General features: G+C 57.0%; 10 protein-coding genes. 3 read left to right on the top strand and 7 right to left on the bottom strand.

All coding sequences use genetic code 11. From position 1 onward, the window contains the following. Window positions 1–108: 108 nt before the first annotated feature. Entirely contained in the window at window positions 109–2,253 is a 2,145-nt protein-coding gene (gene mdoH, locus ACILSR_RS25710; protein WP_395752676.1) for a glucans biosynthesis glucosyltransferase MdoH, read from the bottom strand. Next, window positions 2,250–2,828 carry a hypothetical protein gene (locus tag ACILSR_RS25715; RefSeq protein ID WP_395752677.1) on the bottom strand — a complete coding sequence of 193 codons (579 nt, stop codon included), beginning with the start codon at window positions 2,826–2,828 and terminating at the stop codon, window positions 2,250–2,252. Before ACILSR_RS25715 ends, mdoH begins: the two co-directional genes overlap by 4 nt. A gap of 104 nt (window positions 2,829–2,932) precedes the next feature. Here ACILSR_RS25715 and ACILSR_RS25720 point away from each other — a divergent pair, with 104 nt between their 5' ends. Together ACILSR_RS25720 and ACILSR_RS25725 are read left to right on the top strand one after the other, a co-directional pair. Continuing rightward, complete coding sequence (locus ACILSR_RS25720; RefSeq protein ID WP_395752678.1) at window positions 2,933–3,199, top strand: hypothetical protein; 267 nt, start codon at window positions 2,933–2,935, stop codon at window positions 3,197–3,199. A gap of 92 nt (window positions 3,200–3,291) precedes the next feature. Next, the gene (locus tag ACILSR_RS25725) at window positions 3,292–4,776 is read left to right on the top strand and encodes an SHD1 domain-containing protein (protein ID WP_395752679.1); all 1,485 of its coding nucleotides are present in this window, start codon (window positions 3,292–3,294) and stop codon (window positions 4,774–4,776) included. 25 nt (window positions 4,777–4,801) lie between these two features. On the opposite strand, the gene ACILSR_RS25730 is transcribed toward ACILSR_RS25725, so the two are convergent. From ACILSR_RS25730 to ACILSR_RS25745, 4 genes are all read right to left on the bottom strand, one after another. Beyond that, on the bottom strand, window positions 4,802–5,965 hold the full coding sequence (locus ACILSR_RS25730) for a hypothetical protein (protein ID WP_395752680.1): 1,164 nt from the start codon (window positions 5,963–5,965) through the stop codon (window positions 4,802–4,804). Window positions 5,966–6,099: 134 nt separating this feature from the next. Continuing rightward, a complete protein-coding gene (locus tag ACILSR_RS25735; RefSeq protein ID WP_395752681.1) occupies window positions 6,100–6,261 on the bottom strand; it encodes a hypothetical protein in 162 nt (53 codons plus the stop codon). Between the two features lie 1,656 nt (window positions 6,262–7,917). After that, complete coding sequence (locus ACILSR_RS25740; RefSeq protein ID WP_395752682.1) at window positions 7,918–15,273, bottom strand: CHC2 zinc finger domain-containing protein; 7,356 nt, start codon at window positions 15,271–15,273, stop codon at window positions 7,918–7,920. An 88-nt stretch (window positions 15,274–15,361) separates the two neighbouring features. Beyond that, window positions 15,362–15,931: a hypothetical protein gene (locus ACILSR_RS25745; RefSeq protein ID WP_395752683.1), complete on the bottom strand. Its 570-nt coding sequence runs from the start codon at window positions 15,929–15,931 to the stop codon at window positions 15,362–15,364. Between the two features lie 874 nt (window positions 15,932–16,805). On the opposite strand from ACILSR_RS25745, the gene ACILSR_RS25750 reads away from it, so the two are divergent. Further along, on the top strand, window positions 16,806–17,081 hold the full coding sequence (locus tag ACILSR_RS25750; RefSeq protein ID WP_395752684.1) for a hypothetical protein: 276 nt from the start codon (window positions 16,806–16,808) through the stop codon (window positions 17,079–17,081). Window positions 17,082–17,416: 335 nt separating this feature from the next. Here ACILSR_RS25750 and ACILSR_RS25755 read toward each other — a convergent pair whose 3' ends face one another. Then, a complete protein-coding gene (locus ACILSR_RS25755) occupies window positions 17,417–18,052 on the bottom strand; it encodes a hypothetical protein (protein ID WP_395752685.1) in 636 nt (211 codons plus the stop codon). Window positions 18,053–18,322 lie beyond the last annotated feature (270 nt).

Raw genomic sequence — 18,322 nt, forward strand, 5'->3', positions numbered from 1 at the left:
AGAATAACAGGCAAGCGACTAACGCAGCCAATGGGGCCGCTCCGCCGCCCGGGCATGGCCGGAGTTATCGGCTTTCCATCGCGGCCCAGACCTCGCGCGTCGTATTTTTTACTCCACCTCCTTCTTCGCCAAAGTATGGGCGAAGGGGCTGGTGGAGGCGAGGTTGTACTGCCGTATCGCGGTGGCCCAGAAGGGCGCCAGCTCGTGGTCCGCGGCGCTCCAGATGCGGTAGTGCAGATTGGTCACCGTGTCGGTGTCGTGCATCAGCGCCTTCAGTTCCTGCGCATTCAGAGTCTGCGGCCCCTGCGTGATGAGCCGGTGGCTGATCTCCTTCAGGTACGTGGAGGACACTTCAATGGTGCGGCGGCGGCGCAGCAGGCTCACATGCAGGCCGTTCACATACGGGTCCAGGCACACCTGCATAAGGCCAAAGTGGCGCTCCAGTTCGGGCGACAGCTGGATGCGGTCTTTGATCTCCTTCAGATTCTGCTGCATGGTCTTGAGCACCGTCGGTGGCTCATGTTCCTCCGTCGTGAGGAAGAGGCCGAGCCGCCGTCCGCTGCGCCCGCCGGAAACAATCGCCGCCACCAGGATGGAAACCACCAGCGAGAACAGAATTGGGCTGATCCACGTGAGAAACTCCGCCGAGACGTACCAGGCCAGCACCGCCCACGCCACGCCCATCAGCGTGACACTGAGGAAGGTGAAGATGATCTCGCTCCAGTTAAGCCCACCATCGATCTTCCGCCGCTGCGTGACCCAGCTCACGCTTTTGCCAATGAGCGTATAGACCACGAAACGCGCGTGGAAGACCATCAGCACCGGCGCCATCAGCGTGAAGACCACGGTGTCCAGCAGGCTGCTGAAAAAGGTCAGAAAGCGCAGCCGCAGCGGCTTGAACATCCGCCCGGTGATCACTTCGTCCAGCAGGATGACCGTCTTCGGCAGGAAGATCAGCATCGCCGTGACGCCGAGAAGTATTTTCTCCGCCAGGATGGCCTGCGGCTGCGAGTGCTCCGTGGGAGTGGCGGCCAGGAAAGTGGCCAGCACAAGGAACAGGAACCACAGCAGCGAGCTCACATAGCTGAGGATGCCGTGCAGGAAATTGATGCGGCTCATCGGGTGCCAGCCTTTGGCAAACAGCAGCCACAGGTGCTGCATGTTCCCCTGGCACCAGCGCCGGTCTCGTTTGAGCATGTCCACCAGCGTGGGCGGGCCTTCCTCATAGCTGCCGCGCGTGGTGGGCAGCAAGCGCACCGCGTAGCCCGCTTTGCGCATCAGCGCCGCCTCCACAAAGTCGTGGCTCAGAATGTGCCCGCCGAAGGGCGCGTTCGCAGGCAGCGGCGGCAGCGCACAATGCTCGATGAACGGCGCCAGTCGCAAGATCGCGTTGTGTCCCCAGAAGTTCGCCTCGCCACACTGCCAGTAGTCCAGCCCGGCCATGAAAGGCGGCCCATACAGCGCCTGCGCAAACTGCATCACGCGCCCCAGCAGCGTGTCCGCCGCGATCTGTTTTGGGAACGTCTGCAAAATGCCGATGCCTGGATTCTTCTCCATGATGCGCACCATGCTCGTCAGCAGCGCGCCGGACATGAGGCTGTCCGCATCCAGCACCACCATGTAGCGGTAGCGCTTGCCCCAGCGGCGGCAGAAGTCGGAGACGTTTCCGCTCTTGCGGTTGATCTGCTTGCGGCGGCGTCGGTAGAAGATGCGGCCAAACGCCTTCAGCTGCCGGCAGAGCTCCAGCCACGCGGTTTCTTCCTCGATCCACTGGCTCGCTTTGTCCGAATCGCTCAGGATGAAAAAGTCAAAGTGCTTGGACCGTCCTGTGGCTTCCAGGGAGAGGTAGATCGAGCGCAGGCCTTCATACACGCGCGTCACGTCCTCATTGAAGACGGGCATGATGATGGCCGTGCTGGCGGTGATCGGCTGGTCAAAGTCGTCCTTGCTCAGCGAGTGCCACAGGCTCAGCGGGTCGGCCTCGGACCGGTTCATCAGCCACACGCCAAAGAGCGCGGTCCAGAAGCCGACATTCAGCTGATAGTACAGCGGAATGAACACCAGCAGCAGCCCCCATTCCCCTTTGCGCATGCCATTTTCCGAAAGAAAAATATACGAAAGCCACGCACCTACGATGGTGCCCAGCCCCACGAGTGAAAAGAACGTGGCGCGGCGTGTCCGGGAGACGTGCTTGGGCGGCATCCCGGCGGTCATCGCGATGTTCGCGGTCTGGCTGCCAATGGGTGCGCTCATCCGAAGAGGGAGTAAAGGTAGCCCAGCACGCTGCCGATGATGATCACCAGCACCGAGTAGCGCAGGATCGGGTGGCGGCCCAGGCGGTCAAAGGTGTCGTCCGCCACGTCGGTAAACATGCCCAGGTCGATGTCTCGCGGAGTCATCTTGCTCACCTGCATGCCCGGACCGGAGGTTCGGATGGCGGAGCGCATGGCCTCGGCCATGTCATCCGGCATGTTCTGCTCATCCAGGAAAAACTGCGGCCAGCGCGAGGGGCCGCCGGCCAGGTGAAAGCCCAGCCGCCCCGTCGCCTCCAGCTGCGCCTCATTGAGATTGAGATCGCTGTAGATCCGTCCAAGCCACTCGCGCAGCATGAGCCGCGCCTGCTCGATGGAATGCGCCGTGGGCGTGCGCGAGGGATCTTTCGCATGCGCCTTGGACGCATTGCGCAGAGTTTCCAGAATGAGCTGCGTACGACGGATTCGATTGTGCAGCTGGTACGAACGAAAGTAGTCCGCGAGGCGTGCATACGCCTCGTTCCATTCTTCTTCGGTGCCTGTTGCAGGGGCAAACTGAATGTTGACTGCTTCCATGAGGGTTCAAATCAGAGCCGTTCGAGAATGCGCACTTTTGATGCCGTGAAAAGAGGTTTCGTCATGCGTTGACAAAGTAAGGCAAACCCCGGTAGGTTGCCTACATGAGTGAGTTCATCCGCCAGCACTCCTTTGCCACCGGAATCATCCTTGTGTCGCTGGTGGTCTCCCTGCGGCTGGTGTTCGGGCTGTGGCTGCTGCCAAAATTCACCGCAGTGCCGTGGCTGAAAAAGTTGTCTTGGTCATTCGTGGCTCTCCTTCCGCTGATCGGACCGCTGTTCTACGCTGCGTTTTTTCAGGTGCCACATTATCATCGGGCCGGAGATGGAGTGCAGCCTGGCATGCCGGGGCATGGCTGGAGCGGCTATTAGGCGGAATGCCCAGAGTGGGCCTGGGCTGTGGGAAAAGCCCCCTCATTTTTGCTCTTGTCAGTGAAGGCCATTCTCCTTCATGGTGTGCCGTCATGTCCCTGCGCCCTCACACCCTGGCTCTCCTGAGCCTGCTGGCTGTTTCCTCCGCGAAGGCTGAGCCACGTCCATGGACCAATGCGCAGGGAAAGCAGGTGCAGGCCGAATTTGGAGGCATGAAGGACGGCAACGTCACGCTGATCATGTCCGGAGGACAAACCGCCACTGTGGCTCTTGCAAGCCTCTCCGCAGAAGACCAGGCCTGGGTGCGGCAAAACACCACGAATACCCCGAAGCCCGCCGCCAGCACCGCAGATCCCGCGGACGCAGCCCGCATCCCCTGGGACAAACGCCGCATGCCCAGCGAGGTGAAGGAACCGATGCTCTACATGAACATCAAGGTGGTGAAAGAGGAGCCGGGCAGCTGCATCTACGAGTCCGGCCACTTTCAGTTCAAGACCAGCGCCAAGCTGGGCGCCATCCTCATGAAGGATGTCTGCCGCGCTTTTGAGAGCACCTACGAACTCGTGCGCCTCATGCCCTGGGGCATCATCCCGAAGCCCGAGGAAGGACGGGCCAAGTTTCAGGCGGAGCTGTATGCCTCGCGAGACCAGTACCTGGCCACTGGCGCGCCGCCATGGTCCGGCGGCGTGTATGTGCGCCCGGACAAGGTCTTCCGCATGCCCTTCAATGAGCTGGGCATCTCCAACACCGTCGGTGCCAATGGCGCCTACTACCGCAAAGGCGAGATCAACAACGACACCATCACGCACGAGATCACGCATCAGATGATGCATGAGTACCTTCCCTACATGCCGGTGTGGCTCATCGAAGGTCTGGCGGAGTACACCTCCAATCTGGCCTACAAAGGCGGCATGTTTTCCGTGAGCGGGGACGGCACCTCCTTCCTGGCCAAACAGCCCGGCTCACGCAATCGCGGCCTGATGAGCGCCATGCGTTACAAGCCGCAGTGGATCGGTGTGAAGGAGGTGTGGGGCTATACCACGGACATCAGCACGCGCCATGAGATCAAAAGTTTCAAGGTGGCGGACCATGAAGAACAGCGGGCGCGCCCCGCGGGCCCGCCGCCCTCCATGGAAGACCTCGCCAACCGCTACCACTCCTCCCACATCCTCGCGTATTTCTTTGTGCACGATGACGGCGGTCGGCGCCTCATGCGCTACTTTGACGCACTGCATGAGGAAAAGAAAAAATGGCCCGCCTTTTGGGACCAGGTGGACGCCTACAATGCGGAGCTCAAAAAACTGCGCCCGCTGTATGACGCCTACCGCAGCGCCATGAAAGAGTTCATGCAGCAGCCCGGAGTGAAGGACCTGGGCGGCGGCCGTTTCTCCTACCCCAAAGGCCTTACTCCGCCCACACCGCCCCCCTCGCCCCCCAAGGACCCCCAGCCGCCCGACGACACCGATCCGGACGCCGTCTGCGCGAAGCACCTGGGCATCCTGCTCAACGACCGCTCGCTGGAGCAGATCGAGCAGGAAGTGCGGGCGATGTTTCTGAAAAACGGGTTCAGTTTGTGAAAAAGGAACCCAGAAATGATGACGATTACAGGCGGAGGAAGATCTTCCGGCGGTACATCCAGTAAACCACAAGGGTGATGAAGAGGAGGCTGGGGACGCCGGTCATGATGGACTGCATCTGCGGGCCGAGCAGCATCACGTAGCGCGTGCCGAAGTGCCGGTGCACGGCCTCGGCCATCCAGGCCTCAAGAGCGTGGCGCATGAGGTAGAAGGCCAGGGGGTTCATGCCGATGACGATGAACAGGAAGGCCCAGCGGCTGTGCTTTTGCACGTCCATCAGCTGGTGAAAGCCGGCCAGGACGAGCATGCAGATGCCGCCGCTCAGGCAGACCCATGCGGGGGTCCATAAATGCTTCACGATGGGACAGATACCGCCGTAATGCAGGCCGAGGCCGAGGAGGATGCCGGCCACCCCGGTGATGACGAGGCGGCGGACTGGGGTGCTGTTGTTTTTGATCCAGGTGCCGGCGATGAGGCCGAGGATCATGGAGGAAATGGTGGGGATGAAGTTCAGGGTGGTGTAGCCGCCGAGCCAGCCGACGTAGGGGGCGGTGCGGGGGAAGTGGTTGAGGAGCCAGACGTCGAAGGCCCAGCCGGCGTTGCGGTTGTGGTTCCAGTGGGCAAAGAAGCCGGTGAAGTCGTGGGGCCAGCCGGCGGGGGTGTTCCAGGCGGTGGGGTCGGCGTGGGGCGGCAGGATGGGGTGGAGGGCGTAGATGAGCCAGTGCAGCAGGAGAAAGGAGGCGCAGGCAAGCGCACGCGCGCGCATGGAGCAGAAGGCGAGCGCAAACACGGGCAGGCAGGCGAGGCCCATCTGGGTGAGGGTCTCGTCAAAGGTCCACAGGGTCATCTGGCGGGAGATGCTGCGGATGAAGATGCCGAGGAAAATGAGGCCCAGGGCGCGCAGTACGGCGTGCTGCGTCAGCTGGCGGCGGGTGTCGCCGCGGGCCTGGCGGGCATTGATGCTGAAGACCATGGAGACGCCCATGAGGAAGACGAAGGAGGGCATGAGGAGGTCGTGCAGGGAGCAGCCGGACCAGGGGACGTGGGAGGTGTGGAAGCGGATGAACTGCCAGACGGGGCTGTCGGGGTGGAGCGCTGCGACTTCGTCCAGCAGCAGGAGCTCGTGCAGGCCGATGAGGAAGAGGGCGATGCCGCGATATGCATCGAAGGAGGCGAGGCGTGGTGGCATGCAGGCGGGCTGTCCGCCTTGCTGGTTGGCTGGCTGTATGGCAGGCGGAAGTGGTTACCTACGTGCTCAAAAGGTGCGCTTTCGCCGCTGGAGGTAAGAAAATGTCGTGTTTTTCGTCTTTAAGGGGATGAGGATCAGGGGTTTGGGGTGGCGGTGGGCGTCGGGCCAAGGGGGGCGGGGGTGGGTTCTCTCAGGTGGGGAGCTTGGGAGGGGATGGGGGAGCGGGAGATGGGGTTATGGGTGGGGGCCGTGAGAGGGGCGAGGTCAAGGATCGTCATGGCGATGGAAGGGAGCATGGGAGGGAGTTGTGTGTCGGATTCGGCAATCCTGCAGGTTGTTTGCGTTTGGGATGATGATCGTCAGGGCGGGATTTGAGGTGCCCGGTTGTCTGGCAGACCGGCTCTCATCAATCTTGTCCCTTTCCGGCGGCGGAGCGGTCCCATTGGCGGCGTTGGGCGCTTGCCTGTTATCGTCAAAGGGGGAGGGAGGGACGATGAAGAGAGGCTCGTTGTTCCAGAGTGTTTGACCACGGATGACACGGATTGACACGGATTGACACGGATGCCTGTCGCTGAAGGGGACTCAGCGATCTTCCCGATGACCTGGATGAGGCAGGAAGGGCCTACGTTTTCGTGGAGCTGTGAACGGAGAGATGGTGGGCTACGGAGCCGAGGGACAGCGAACCGGAGCGAAGCGGAGATAGCCGAAGGCAAGCAGACGACTGAAAGGAGCCGGAGGGGAACGAAGAGGAGGGCCTACGGAGCCGAGCTTCGGTTTGCCGCAGAGGGGCCAAGGAGCAGTGGTGGCAGAGATTGAAGAGAGTTCGGAAAGTGGATGAAGTGAGGGAGAACTGGCTGGCGAGGGTGAATGGCTGGGACCCTGCTTCTTCATTGCGGGTGGGAGCTGCTATCAGCACCTTGTCCTGCCGGTCGTTTGAGAGGGCGATAGTCTTGCTTCTCTTCGTCCGGTATAAACTCGAGCCTATCGTAGAGCAAAAACAAATCTCCACTGGCACTTGGCGACCTAGACCAACTCTCAAAAATCTTGTCACATTGCCCGGGCGGCGGAGCGGCCCCATTGGCTGCGTTAGTCGCTTGCCTGTTATTCTTCAATAGCAGACGGCGCTCCCGCCTTGCCACTGGGGCCGCTGCGCTCGCCGGTTCTTGCTGAAACCGAGGTCATCTCCCAACCATCGATTTCCTCTGCCGGCCACTTCTCCTCAATAAGCTTGGTTATGTCTTCTTTCTCGCCTGCTCGATGAAGGACTCGAATTCGGTGTATTCCATGTTCAGGAGGGCTAATCGTGCCTATAGGGTGCACATACTTTGAGATAGGTGGCTCTCAGGAGCATGAACAGGCCCCACAGAACCAAGAGGCCAGCCGCCAGAAGCAGACTGTCAGGCAACCAGTTCCGGGAGAATGATGCCCATTCATCTATCCTACATTGACCTTCGGGTGCGCCCTCAATCTGAACATACACAGGGCTGGAGATCAACGGGACCGCGAGCAGAACGAAAATTATCGAGATGCCCAAGGATGCAACGAACTGGAAGACGGCTTGTCGGAGGCTTGGCTCAAGGGTTCTCATGCTGGCGTATGATACTTTGCCCCGCCATGGGCCAACGAGGAGCGGCTTCTGTTGCATTACGAGGGATAGGTGAGTTTGGCGAACGACCTACCGTTCGCTGCTGCGCATCGTTCGTTTTTGTTTGGAGTTCACTGGCGGGCAGCCCCGAAAAGAATCCCCTAAGCGCTGGAACATCAAGCAGGAATAACCCCATCGTCCTGCAAGGCTGCGAGGATGAATCCGTTTTCCGTCGCCCGATCACGCGCCAAGGGTTGGGCCACGCATCCGTGCCAAAGCGCTGAAAACCAGCGAGATGCCGCCGATCGTCTCAAATAATGCCCGGCATCTTATTAAGATTGAAAATGCTTAAAATGCTTAAAATGCTTTACATCGAGTACGGAGGAGTATCGAGCTTTGCAAAATTTCCATCTGGCCGCTGTCTCTCTACCCAAAGCCAATCAATTAATGCAGGCGGGGGCCAAGGCAGAGGATTGGCTAAGTGCTCGCGGATATAAAAGTCTTTCCTTTTGAACAACCAACCTGGGCGTTTAGCCTCAATTAGTTCTGCTAGTTTGCCGAGCAACTCTCCTGTAGAGGCGGGAGTTGAGTCGTCTGCTGTCGTCCTCCAATCCAATTCTCTTCCCCGCTTAATGCGTTCAAGTATATCTATGGCAACTTGCGCTATTTTGTCCGTCTGGATCAACGAGTGTTGACACCGGCACAAATGCTTTGGTTTGGGAACAGAAGGATTAGAAAAATGGCCACTTTCGATCAACGGAAGGTGTGCGACCAAGCAGAGCGGCGGCGGGAGCACTTGAGGACGAGGCTTGCCCTCTGGCGAATAGACTGGGTCAATATCGGCAATTACCAAGGCCTGTTCTTTTTTTCCGAGTCTACCAAGATTGTGTGCGTTCATCGCAGCAGTTGGCTGATAGATGCCGGGAAGAGCACCGTGGTAGGGGCCGGGCTGAGGCAATCCTGAGTTCTCTTCCGCCTCAATGCCCCAGCCGTCATGGCCGATTATACAGCTTTCACCGCGTGAGCACTCCGATACAGCATTGCAGAAAACCGTTGTGATTGAGGATGCAAGAAAGCTGGCCTGCCCAAGCGCGGCGTAGTCTGCGGTCCTAGCCGTCATCGCAGGAACAAGCAAAATCAGCCTTGGCTGCTCTGGAGCTCCACTTAGAGAACAATATTTTCCAAAGTTAAGGATGTCTTTTGAAACAATTTCAAGAAGGTCGTCCCGAGACAACTCAGGGATCGAAAAGCGATCCGCGAGTGCGCGGAGTGCGAGTGTTGTCCCATGAATGTTGGCGGGACTAGTCGCGAGAAACACTTCGGAACAAATCAGTTCTGTCACATAGTTCCGAGGGTCGAAACGCATAGAGAGGGGTCTAAAAACTGGTTGGAGAGGCTTAATCTCCGGCCTGAAGATTTCTCCGGCGGCTACAGATGGATATTTTTTTTGTCGCAGATTTACTCTAATTGTTTGACCTTCGTCCTGAAGAAAGACGGGCATTATTGCGCTCCATCCTCCCGGGATAAGTTGATCACCCGCAACATCCACAACACTTTTGCCGGGCACTCGGTATGTGCCGGCCCAAACCGATGTATTAGGTGCTAAATTTGGTAAGACCTCTCGCAGCCATTTAGCGGTATCCGGCCGGATCGAGTATTCGGGAAGTAGGAGTATGTTTACCTCAAAGTGTCTGCACGCGCGGAGAGCTGCAATGAGAAGTTCTCGACGGCGCTCCTCAGCGCAACTTGGAACCTGTTCATGCTGCTTCCAATTCCCCGGTTCCTCGGGGTCTGGAACGCTGCTCTGGTCGGCGTGACACGCATCAAAGAGAGGATGGCGGTAACTGTCATCGACGTCCCACTGGAAAAAGGCGACCCGAGCGTGGCGGGGGGCCTTTTTCGAACGTTTGCTCCACTCTCTCTGCTGTAACTGTTCCAGTTGAGCGCGATAATTGCGAGACGCTGAAGAGCGCTGTGAACTAACACTAGGCGAAGGAATAGGCTCTGGTGAGACGGGCTGGAGAGGGGGTATAGACTGCTGTGCAAGCCCGATGTTAAGCTCGGGTTCAGTCTCCAAAGGCGTAGGATCTGGCAATATCTGTTCTGGCAGGTTTGTCAAATCTGCAAGTATAGCGAGATGCGGTTGAATGACGCTCAAGCCTAATAGTCGTCCGCCTGAACGTGTCTCAACAAAGTGTGAAAACACCTCTCCATTAAGGCAATGATTTTCGACCACATTTCCTCTTTCGCCACGAACCTTTGCAAACTGCACTTGCCACGCGGGCAGTTCGAAGGTGCCATGTTCAGAAGAGTATTGAACCACGCCCTGCCGTTGAATGGGAATCAATCGAAAAAGGCTCGATACACTTGAGACAATTTCAGCCCCCATGGCGAAGTCCAAGCGCGCTAAGGTGCTGAAAGCTCGTTCTGCTCTTTCAACACCGAACTTTGACACAAATGGCTCTACCCAATCCCACGGCGGTTCACCATCAATACTGCCGTTGGCAGCCAGCACAGCCGCTAAATCGCCCAACTCACGATGGAGTTCTGGTAGCAATTCCGCATGAAGCGCCCCCGTCCCAGCATGAGCACTGTCTTTAAAAGCTGAGGTGAGCGTGCCGAGAACGACAAGCCAACCCAGCGGTGTGATACTCTCTAATTTTTGAAATGGGAAGGCGGCACCTTTCTTTGTTGCGTCAGCCAATGTGTCGAAAAGAGACAACACGTTTGCATCTGCTCTCCCCACATCGCCCATTTGGCCCTGACTACGTTGTAAAAGAGAGCTGGCATCAATTCTCCAGGCCTCGCCGGGGCTCGGCGGTTTCGCCCGCAGTTGCTCGCGTGTATTGACACTCAGGCGCGCCCATTGCTCAAGTGCTTGAGCACGTATTTCAGCCTGTAATGCAAGAAGACGCGCACTAGCTGCAACGCATGTTAAAGTCGGATCGACATCGCCGCGACGGTCCGCGTTCACAAGAAGATCGATGCGGACGGCGACCGCCAGCCAAGCTAATGTGGGACGACGTTTCGGCAATTTTTCGGGCCACACTTTCACTCGTGGCAGATGGTATGCCAGCATCTCATCCACCCGAAAAAAGGATGGTGCTAAATCCGCAAGAAGTGCAGCAGGCCCACCAGAGGAGGTCCAATCGTATCCTTCGCATGCAGTGCTCGCGTATAGAGCACGGCCCTCGGCTAAAGTCGCAAAAAGGTGTGCTATCATTGAAGCATTTTCACCATTGCCTATGGGAAAGCTCTCCATCCGTTTGAGCACCCTCTCAATACTGGCGGGAAACTCTTGTCCTCGCGAGATGGGTGAACGGCTAGGAAAAGCAGTGCCGCGTAGCCGCGTGAGGCAATATCGAAGCATCGCTTCCGTGCCCCAATCATCTTCGTCTCTCAGAGTATTCGAAGATTCGCCGAAGCGCTGAGTGTCGAATGAACGAGTGTGGCTACCCCTTCCCACCAAATCGGCAAGCGCGGTTCCAGCCCTCCACAAATTGTCGTGGCGCTGTGCGACCCATTCGATAGTAAGACCAGAGCCGTTCCTGACAAATGCGTGTCCGCGTAGATCTTCCAAAGGAATTTGGTAGCCTAGTGGTTCCCAGACCGCGTCTTCTCTATCAGCAGCTTGCGAATTCAAGTCAGGACCAAGCACGTTTACTGGCGTAACAGGGCATAAAGGCTCTGTCGTGCTTGAGGGCGGTTTCGCCAGGCAACGAAACGCACGAGCAAGTCGTGGAAACTGCGAAGCAGTGAACGGCGCACCGAGATCGCGAGGCCTTAATAAGCTCCGGATACCAAGATCGGCTTTACAGAATTGAAGAGCGGTGTCAGCGGCCTGCGGTTGTGTCCATGTTAAGAGGGGCGATAAGACGGAGCTTGAGTTAACTCTAAAATCGACTCGAACAACTTCATTCTGCTCTTCTGTCTTCACTCCTAGCAATCCCGGAACGTTTAGTCCTGGGGGAGTAGCGATGGCAACACCTGTCCACTCACCACCATGTCCTAATACTGCCTCAGTCAATGGTTGTCGTTTGCGAAAAAGTGAATTTAGCCATCTAGGGTCAAGCGTCGAGAGCATGCGAGCTGCAGCTTGTGCAGGTTTATTGTCACCCTCGGAATAATTCCTTGAGAAATCTGGCGTTAGAAACTCCAGCGATGTGGTTAGAAAAAAATGAAAATCCTTGGATTTAAGTGGAGACACTCGCGAACGCAGCGCTTCAAGCGGGTCCACCGTTTCTGTTACCGGTTGATTTTGGGTGTCTTGCTTAGGCGGACTTTCTCTGGTTGCAATAATGAGGCGCGCAGTCGCTTCATGTAGCAGCAGCCACGGAGAAGAAACGTCGGGGTGCAACCTTGCTCGCGTGAGAAACTCCGCGTCGTTGCAAGACTCAGCAATAGATATTAAAAGACGGCATTCGGCATGTGTTACAATGCTGCGTTGCGCTGCTTCTTTTTTGAACCAGTGCGGCACCCCGTGCTCAGGCAATAGCATAAGTGAGGCGCGTAAAATTGCCATTTTACGCAAGCGAATCATATGTGCGTTCTGCTCTTGTGCGGAATGCTCCACTAGGTTGGCGAGTTGTTCACAAATCCCCTGATTCGTCCACCGAGCGACGATTTGGCGGATTTGAAGCGCCCGTTCCTGTTTATCAGGAGAAAAGCTAGGATTGCGCTCTGGGCGCGAACAGAGAAGTCGTTCCAAGCCATCTAACCATGCCAACAATTCCGGCAAACCGTAACATGGTTTGCTTTGTTTAGAGGGGTTAATTTCGACGGGATATGGAGCTGTAGAATTCCACAAATTTGATAAACTGCACGCTGCTTCTTTTACGTTTTCGTTATGACTTTGCGCTGCACATATCCACAAGCCTTGGGCAGCCCTAGCTTTGTCGCCATGACGCAAATTCTCGCCTCGAAGGGCAACCCGAACGGCTTCAATCACTTGTTCTGGTGCTGTTTCTGGATCGGTGAAGCTTGGCGCGTGTAATACTAATAGTGAGTCACTCCGATCAATCTCACCGGCATCTGCAAGCGGTTCCCATGAACCAAGAGGCTCTACTGTTGGCGGGCCAGCAAAGGGTCCGGAGGCTCCCAAAGCCAAGCCGCGCTTTTCAGTCAACCATCTGCGTAATTCCGTATAGCTCATTGCAGGCAGTTCTTCCGTCTTTGGGCTGATTGTCAGACCAAGTGCCGAAAGGCCGTTTTCAACTGTCGCACGCATGCGGGCAAGATCGTGTGGTGTGGTAGCCACCAAAACCATGTCATCGACGTAACGTGCATACACCGCCCCGCGAACGCCCTTCCCGTGCGTTATTTCAGCTTGAGCATTGATACTCTCCACGAGCTTCTGAAGCGTTTGATCTAGGGGAAAAAGCGCGATGTTTGCAAGATAAGCACACAAATCTGGCCCCTGTGGCACGCCTTGTTGCTGTAGTAACCGTTCACCGGTCTTCGGATCCTCTTTTTCAATTTGGAAACATTGATCGCAGAGCCAATCAACGAGACGTTGCGCTCTTGCGTCAGGGTCAGTCACTTGTGGTGCAAAGCATGGCGCGCATCCCACAGCACTACGGTTAGTGTCCCAAGCTGCTACGGCGTGCAGCGCTGTCCGAAGGGGCTCTAACAATGCTGCGATGACAACAGAGCGGGGGAGGGTGCAGTAGTAGCGTCGAATATCCACTCGCGCGACGTGAAAGAGGGAGGCGTGGAACTCGCTCGTCCGCTTATCGATGAAGCTGATAAATTCGCTCCAGCAGCGCGAATACGGACGAAACATTCCTTCACGCTCAGGCAACCGACGTGCCTCTATAATATCCATGTCTAGTTGGTAGGCGAAGGCCACCGTCTCTTGGCTCATCTTAGGTCCCGTGGTCCACGAGTGACCTCGTTCGCGACCTGTAAGAGATCGAACTGCCGGAATGGACTTGGCAAAGAGTGGAACTTCGGGAAAGTCGCGCAGCAGTTCGTTGAGAATGTACTGCTGCATTGTCAGTGACTCTGGGCTTGGCAGCGCCTTTGGCCGGTATTGGGCGTCGCTTCGTGGCACTAGCGTGCTGACAAATGGTTCCTCCGGCTGCCTTCCATGTCTTAGTTCCTCGATTAGGGCGGGAATCGCAATCTCGATTGCGGCTTCGAGCCGAGGCCAGCTTCCTTCATCAACCGGAAGTTCTCGCCGTTGTCCACTTGCTTTAGCAACACGCATTGCGTGCTGAAGTTTATTCGTATTAGAGCGGTCTGGAGGGAAATTCTGCGAAATTGGACTTACGGAACGCCGTGCCCGTAAAAACTCTTCGATCCCATGGCTCCATTCGGGTGGCTGGCCGTTTGAGGGAGCGAGGACACGCTCCGCAAGGGAATAACGCGTCAAGATCTGAGGCCAGTTCTCAGGCGGAAGCAAACGCTCGATGCTACGATGAGCGCGCTGTATTCGGCTAGCAGCTAGTCGCGGCCATTCTGCCGGTAAGTGTTCAGGCGGAATTTCCAGAGAGTCCGCCAGCAGCCATTCCAACACTCCAGCATTCCATGCTGCCAAGTGTTTCTGTGCGTCTTCATGCGTCTTGACTTCACATAATAGGCTATCGGGATCTCTTTTCTCTGCTGTTGTTGGCGGTGAGATGACGTCAATCGCAAGCGTTTGCGTTTGTTCTTCTAATAATGACGTCAACAATCGGGACAGCGAACGGCGAAGGCCTGCGCGCCCTGGATCGTCGGCATCGAGAAACAAGTGAATGGAAAGACGACGACCATCCCGGTCCAACTCATCTGCCAGCCGATTCAGGAGCTTAGCCTGCCCCGCACTTATTTGACTGCCAAATACTGCGACCGCAGGGAAATTTAAGGATTCTAAGCGAAGCGCATCGAGCAGTCCTTCCACGACAAAAAGGTCGGCATTTTGAGCTGTTTTGCTGTTCTTGAGGAGGATGTTCCTCGCACGATCAAAACGATAGAGCGTTTCGGATGTCTTAAAACCGGGGGTATAAAGGTATTTGGGAGAATCTTGTGAAGATAAGGCGCGTCCGGCGAAGCCTGCAACACGGCCCCGATCATCCCGCAATGTAAAGAGCACACGGTCTTGCGAGAAAAAATCCCGCCATGGCAAATCGAGCGCCAACGGTACACCGTCTGGACCTGTTGGTATTTCACCCCGCTGCAACACGCCAGCCTCGCGCAGCGCTTCCGCACCTTCGCGGCCGCCTGGGATAGCTTTGCGTGTCAATTTGCGCCCAACCGCACCGAAAACTTCTGCTTTCTCCAGCCAATTGGAAGCGAATTCACGAGCTTCCGCAAAATCACGGAGCAGCTTTTTTTCTGGGGTCGACTGCTTGCTGAATGCACTAAACGCCAATTCCAATCCTTCTGCACGCAAACTGCGGTTCGAACGTTCATGCCCGGTGGGCAGAGGTTGTTGATATCGGTCCGCGATCCAGAGTAGCGCAGACCGAAAGTCGCAGTCTTTCAAGCGCATAACTAATCCGAAGACATCACCATGCGCTCCGCAGGCAAAACAGTGGTATTGGCCACGTTTAGTGCCCTCGCCGGGATAAAAATTTAGCGAAGGAGTCTGATCGTCGTGGAACGGACAAAGCGCCTTTGGATTTTTGGAGCCACGCGAGATCACTCGCATTCCAAGTTCTTCTGCCAGCATCGGGAGGTCGGCGACAAGTGCGAGATTATCGACAACGTTATCGTTACTTAGCGGTCGTGCGGTCGGGGCCATTGCTTAACCCTAGCAGTTTTGATTTTTACTGCGAACACTTAATTGGACGCACTTTTTCAGAAAAAGATGCCAGGGATTTGGTCTGAAATCATGCCGGGAAGAGGCTGGCAAAGTCCCATGCAGAAGTGAATGACAACCGATGGATGCCCTGAAGGCCGACGGTGGTGGTGAGGCGGCTTTCTGCGACGCCACTGACGGGCCAGTCGGCTTTGTTGAAACGGAAGGTCAGCCGCGTGAGCAGCTCGGGCGGTAGGACGGTGTCGAAGCTGAACGGGGTGGATCTCTCTGCCAGCAGGACATGGTCTGACCCGGTCCAGTTTAAGGCGCGCAGCCAGGGGTGCAACTCGACGCCTTTTTCGAGGGTCTCGAAAGCGCGTGGTGCATGAGTCTCGGGAGGATAGAGATGGGGATGAGCTGCGATGAAGTCGTCCACCGTCATAACGGCCCTGATCCGTACCTGCGAGAGAATGTGAAGGCCACCGTCTCGAACTGAAACGGGATACACGATTTCCCCGGCCTTCACGCCGGCTTTGATGAAACTTGGCTGCGTGGTGTGTGGGCCGCCAAAGAGAAAGTCAATGCTCCTGCCGATGAGGCCGTGCTTTTTGGCGATCCGGACCCGGTCACTGTTCCAAAGCACTGTGTAGGCATTGCTCATGGCTGGGAGGCAGGTGGAGGTGGGGCGAACTGGATGAGGGGTTAATTCTACTTTGGTAAGTTCTAATATGGGCCTGGTCAGACCTGATTCTTCCAGAATGTTTGACCACGGATAACACGGATTGACACGGATGCCTGAGGCTGAGGGTGGAAATCTCCTGATGACTTTTATGAACGCCCTGAAGAGTTACCAAAGTAGAATTAAGAAACCCCTGATTTAACACCGCAAGAGATTGGAAGACCGCAGAGAATACCCTCAGAATCAAAGTTTTGCGGCGCTCCATTCTGTGCGGTGTGAGATTGGTTCGGCATTTCCTGAAGCGAGTGCGAGGTTTGCAGCGGGGGTTAGTCGCGCAGGGTAGGGGCGTCGAAGTAAAGTGCGGACCGTGGGGCGCATGGGTGTGGTTTTACATTCCCGTGCGATTGTGGGGCAATGAAAATGTGGTTTGGAGGTGCCTGAGCTTCGGAAGCTCTGGGTAGCGAGCCTGTCGGCGACAGTGTGAATGGGTTGGGTGGATGAGGTGCGTGGGAAGTAAGCGGGTGAGGGGGATGGAGTGGCTGAGTGGCTGGACCGCTGCCAGCGACCGTTGTTGCGGGAGGACGCGGGCGTTTTCTGAAACTGGTTTTTGAAAAGCCGGTGTGGGGGCGCTCGGCGGAGGCTTGTCCTTCAGCCTCCTGCCCTGTGCGGGCAGGGCTGGGATGGTGCTTTTTTTCACGCGTGCCGCATGGTGTTTTCCAATTGATTCTGAGTGGGTTGTGGGTGATTCCGTGTTGGGCAAACAGGAAAATGGCATGGGCAGCGGGGGATGTGCTCAACTAAATAAAGATTCATGCCTTAGATGGAGTGCTAACTGCTTAAGCGTATGTTTCTGTATATGAAACATCGCTTCCTTTTTCTACGCCTGGCGACTTTTTTGCGGCTCTGCCTTGTTTTCGGAGTGGTGGATTGTCTGGCCCCTGTGCGGGCCTATGCGCAGCAGGTGCCGATTGAGAAGGAGGTGCCGCGGAAGGAACAGGTGCGGGAGATCGAGAAGTACCTGGGGCAGATCGAGGAGGATGACCGCCCGCTGAAGTTCCTGGTCTATGTGGTCCTGGGCACACTGGGTGTGATAAGCTGCATGATTGTTCTACGCCGGTTTCTGGCGAATTGAGGCGAGGTGAGGCGGAGGTCTGCATGGGAATGGGAGCGCCGGGACCGGGGGAGGGAATGCGGCTTTTTGCTCCTGCTGCCTGAATTCAAGGCGGCTAGATTGTGGAGAAGAGATGAACTTCCTTGTGTTTAGCAGGGGCGGAGTTTTGAACCACTCATCGGACACTGATCAAACACTCCTAGAACTGACCCGAAATCTTGGGTCCGTCGCCGTCCCTGAGTGCTGACTGAACCGAATGCCATGGAAGGCTTGTGGAGGCGAGGGCGGGAATTGAACCCGCGCCTACCGGTTTTGCTACGTGGCTTGCACCAAGCCCCGTGTATGGGCGTGCATGTTCATGCCGGTGTCAGATCCACGACGCGTGCACCTTTGCAGAGGGGGTAGGTGGAGAGGAGACCGGCGATGAGGGGCTTCATGATGGCGAGGGAGTCGCCGTAGATGTAGAGGGCGGTTTCGGTGGGGCCCTGCCAGTGGGACTCGACGGAGCCGTGGCCTTCGAGGAGGCGGTCGAGCTCTGAGGCGACGAAATTGATGTCGCAGTCACGATAGACTTCGTCGGGGAGATTGACGCCGTCGAGGTAAATGCCGAAGCCTTCGCGGAGGCCGAAGGGGAGTTCTTGTTCGGTGTCGTCCGGGAAGTGGCAGGTGAGCTTGGAGCCTTTGGGAGCGCCGCGCTGCTCGAGGAACTGGATGATGGAGGGGATGAGGGACGCGGCGGAGGGCTTCAGATAGAGGTTCACATCGCACCAGTCGATCTCGCCGGTTTTTTCCTGCTGGGTGCCGCCGCCATCGACTTCTCCGGCATTGTTGTGATGTTCCAGGAAGTCGATGAGGGGATCTTCGTAAACGTCTCCACGCTGGAGGGGGCCGATCTTGTGGTTGAACTGGGCGTTGGCGGTGATGACGCCCTCGGAATTGGGGTGTGATAATCGGTTGGTGATCCAACGGGCGATGGCGGAGAGGAAGCGCATGGGGAAGGATGGCAGGCAGTGAGGTAACGTAAAAGATGACAAGTGTCTTTTGCGCCTGCGCTGCGGTGAGGACGCTGGGTGGGCAACAGGATGCCGGGCATGAATGGTACTCAGTTAAGGACGAAGTTCGATGGCTCTGGAGCTTCGGCACGTTCGGCTCGTGGCGGAGCACTTCGCAGACGCTGCTGGTGGGCGTGGGCCGTGGCGGAGTCTTGGGTTTGCTTTCCGCTTGCTTGCTGCCGTACCCAGGGTCGCCTCGCTGAGGCTCGG

Source organism: Prosthecobacter sp. (assembly GCF_044222565.1).
GTDB lineage: Bacteria > Verrucomicrobiota > Verrucomicrobiia > Verrucomicrobiales > Verrucomicrobiaceae > Prosthecobacter.

Bases quoted from the DNA above. Each gene is read 5' to 3' on its own strand.
- ACILSR_RS25720 (WP_395752678.1), top strand. From the start codon at position 2,933: ATGAGTGAGTTCATCCGCCAGCACTCCTTTGCCACCGGAATCATCCTT.
- ACILSR_RS25740 (WP_395752682.1), bottom strand. From the start codon at position 15,273: ATGGCCCCGACCGCACGACCGCTAAGTAACGATAACGTTGTCGATAAT.
- ACILSR_RS25735 (WP_395752681.1), bottom strand. From the start codon at position 6,261: ATGCTCCCTTCCATCGCCATGACGATCCTTGACCTCGCCCCTCTCACG.
- ACILSR_RS25750 (WP_395752684.1), top strand. From the start codon at position 16,806: ATGAAACATCGCTTCCTTTTTCTACGCCTGGCGACTTTTTTGCGGCTC.
- ACILSR_RS25725 (WP_395752679.1), top strand. From the start codon at position 3,292: ATGTCCCTGCGCCCTCACACCCTGGCTCTCCTGAGCCTGCTGGCTGTT.
- ACILSR_RS25745 (WP_395752683.1), bottom strand. From the start codon at position 15,931: ATGAGCAATGCCTACACAGTGCTTTGGAACAGTGACCGGGTCCGGATC.
- mdoH (WP_395752676.1), bottom strand. From the start codon at position 2,253: ATGAGCGCACCCATTGGCAGCCAGACCGCGAACATCGCGATGACCGCC.
- ACILSR_RS25730 (WP_395752680.1), bottom strand. From the start codon at position 5,965: ATGCCACCACGCCTCGCCTCCTTCGATGCATATCGCGGCATCGCCCTC.
- ACILSR_RS25755 (WP_395752685.1), bottom strand. From the start codon at position 18,052: ATGCGCTTCCTCTCCGCCATCGCCCGTTGGATCACCAACCGATTATCA.
- ACILSR_RS25715 (WP_395752677.1), bottom strand. From the start codon at position 2,828: ATGGAAGCAGTCAACATTCAGTTTGCCCCTGCAACAGGCACCGAAGAA.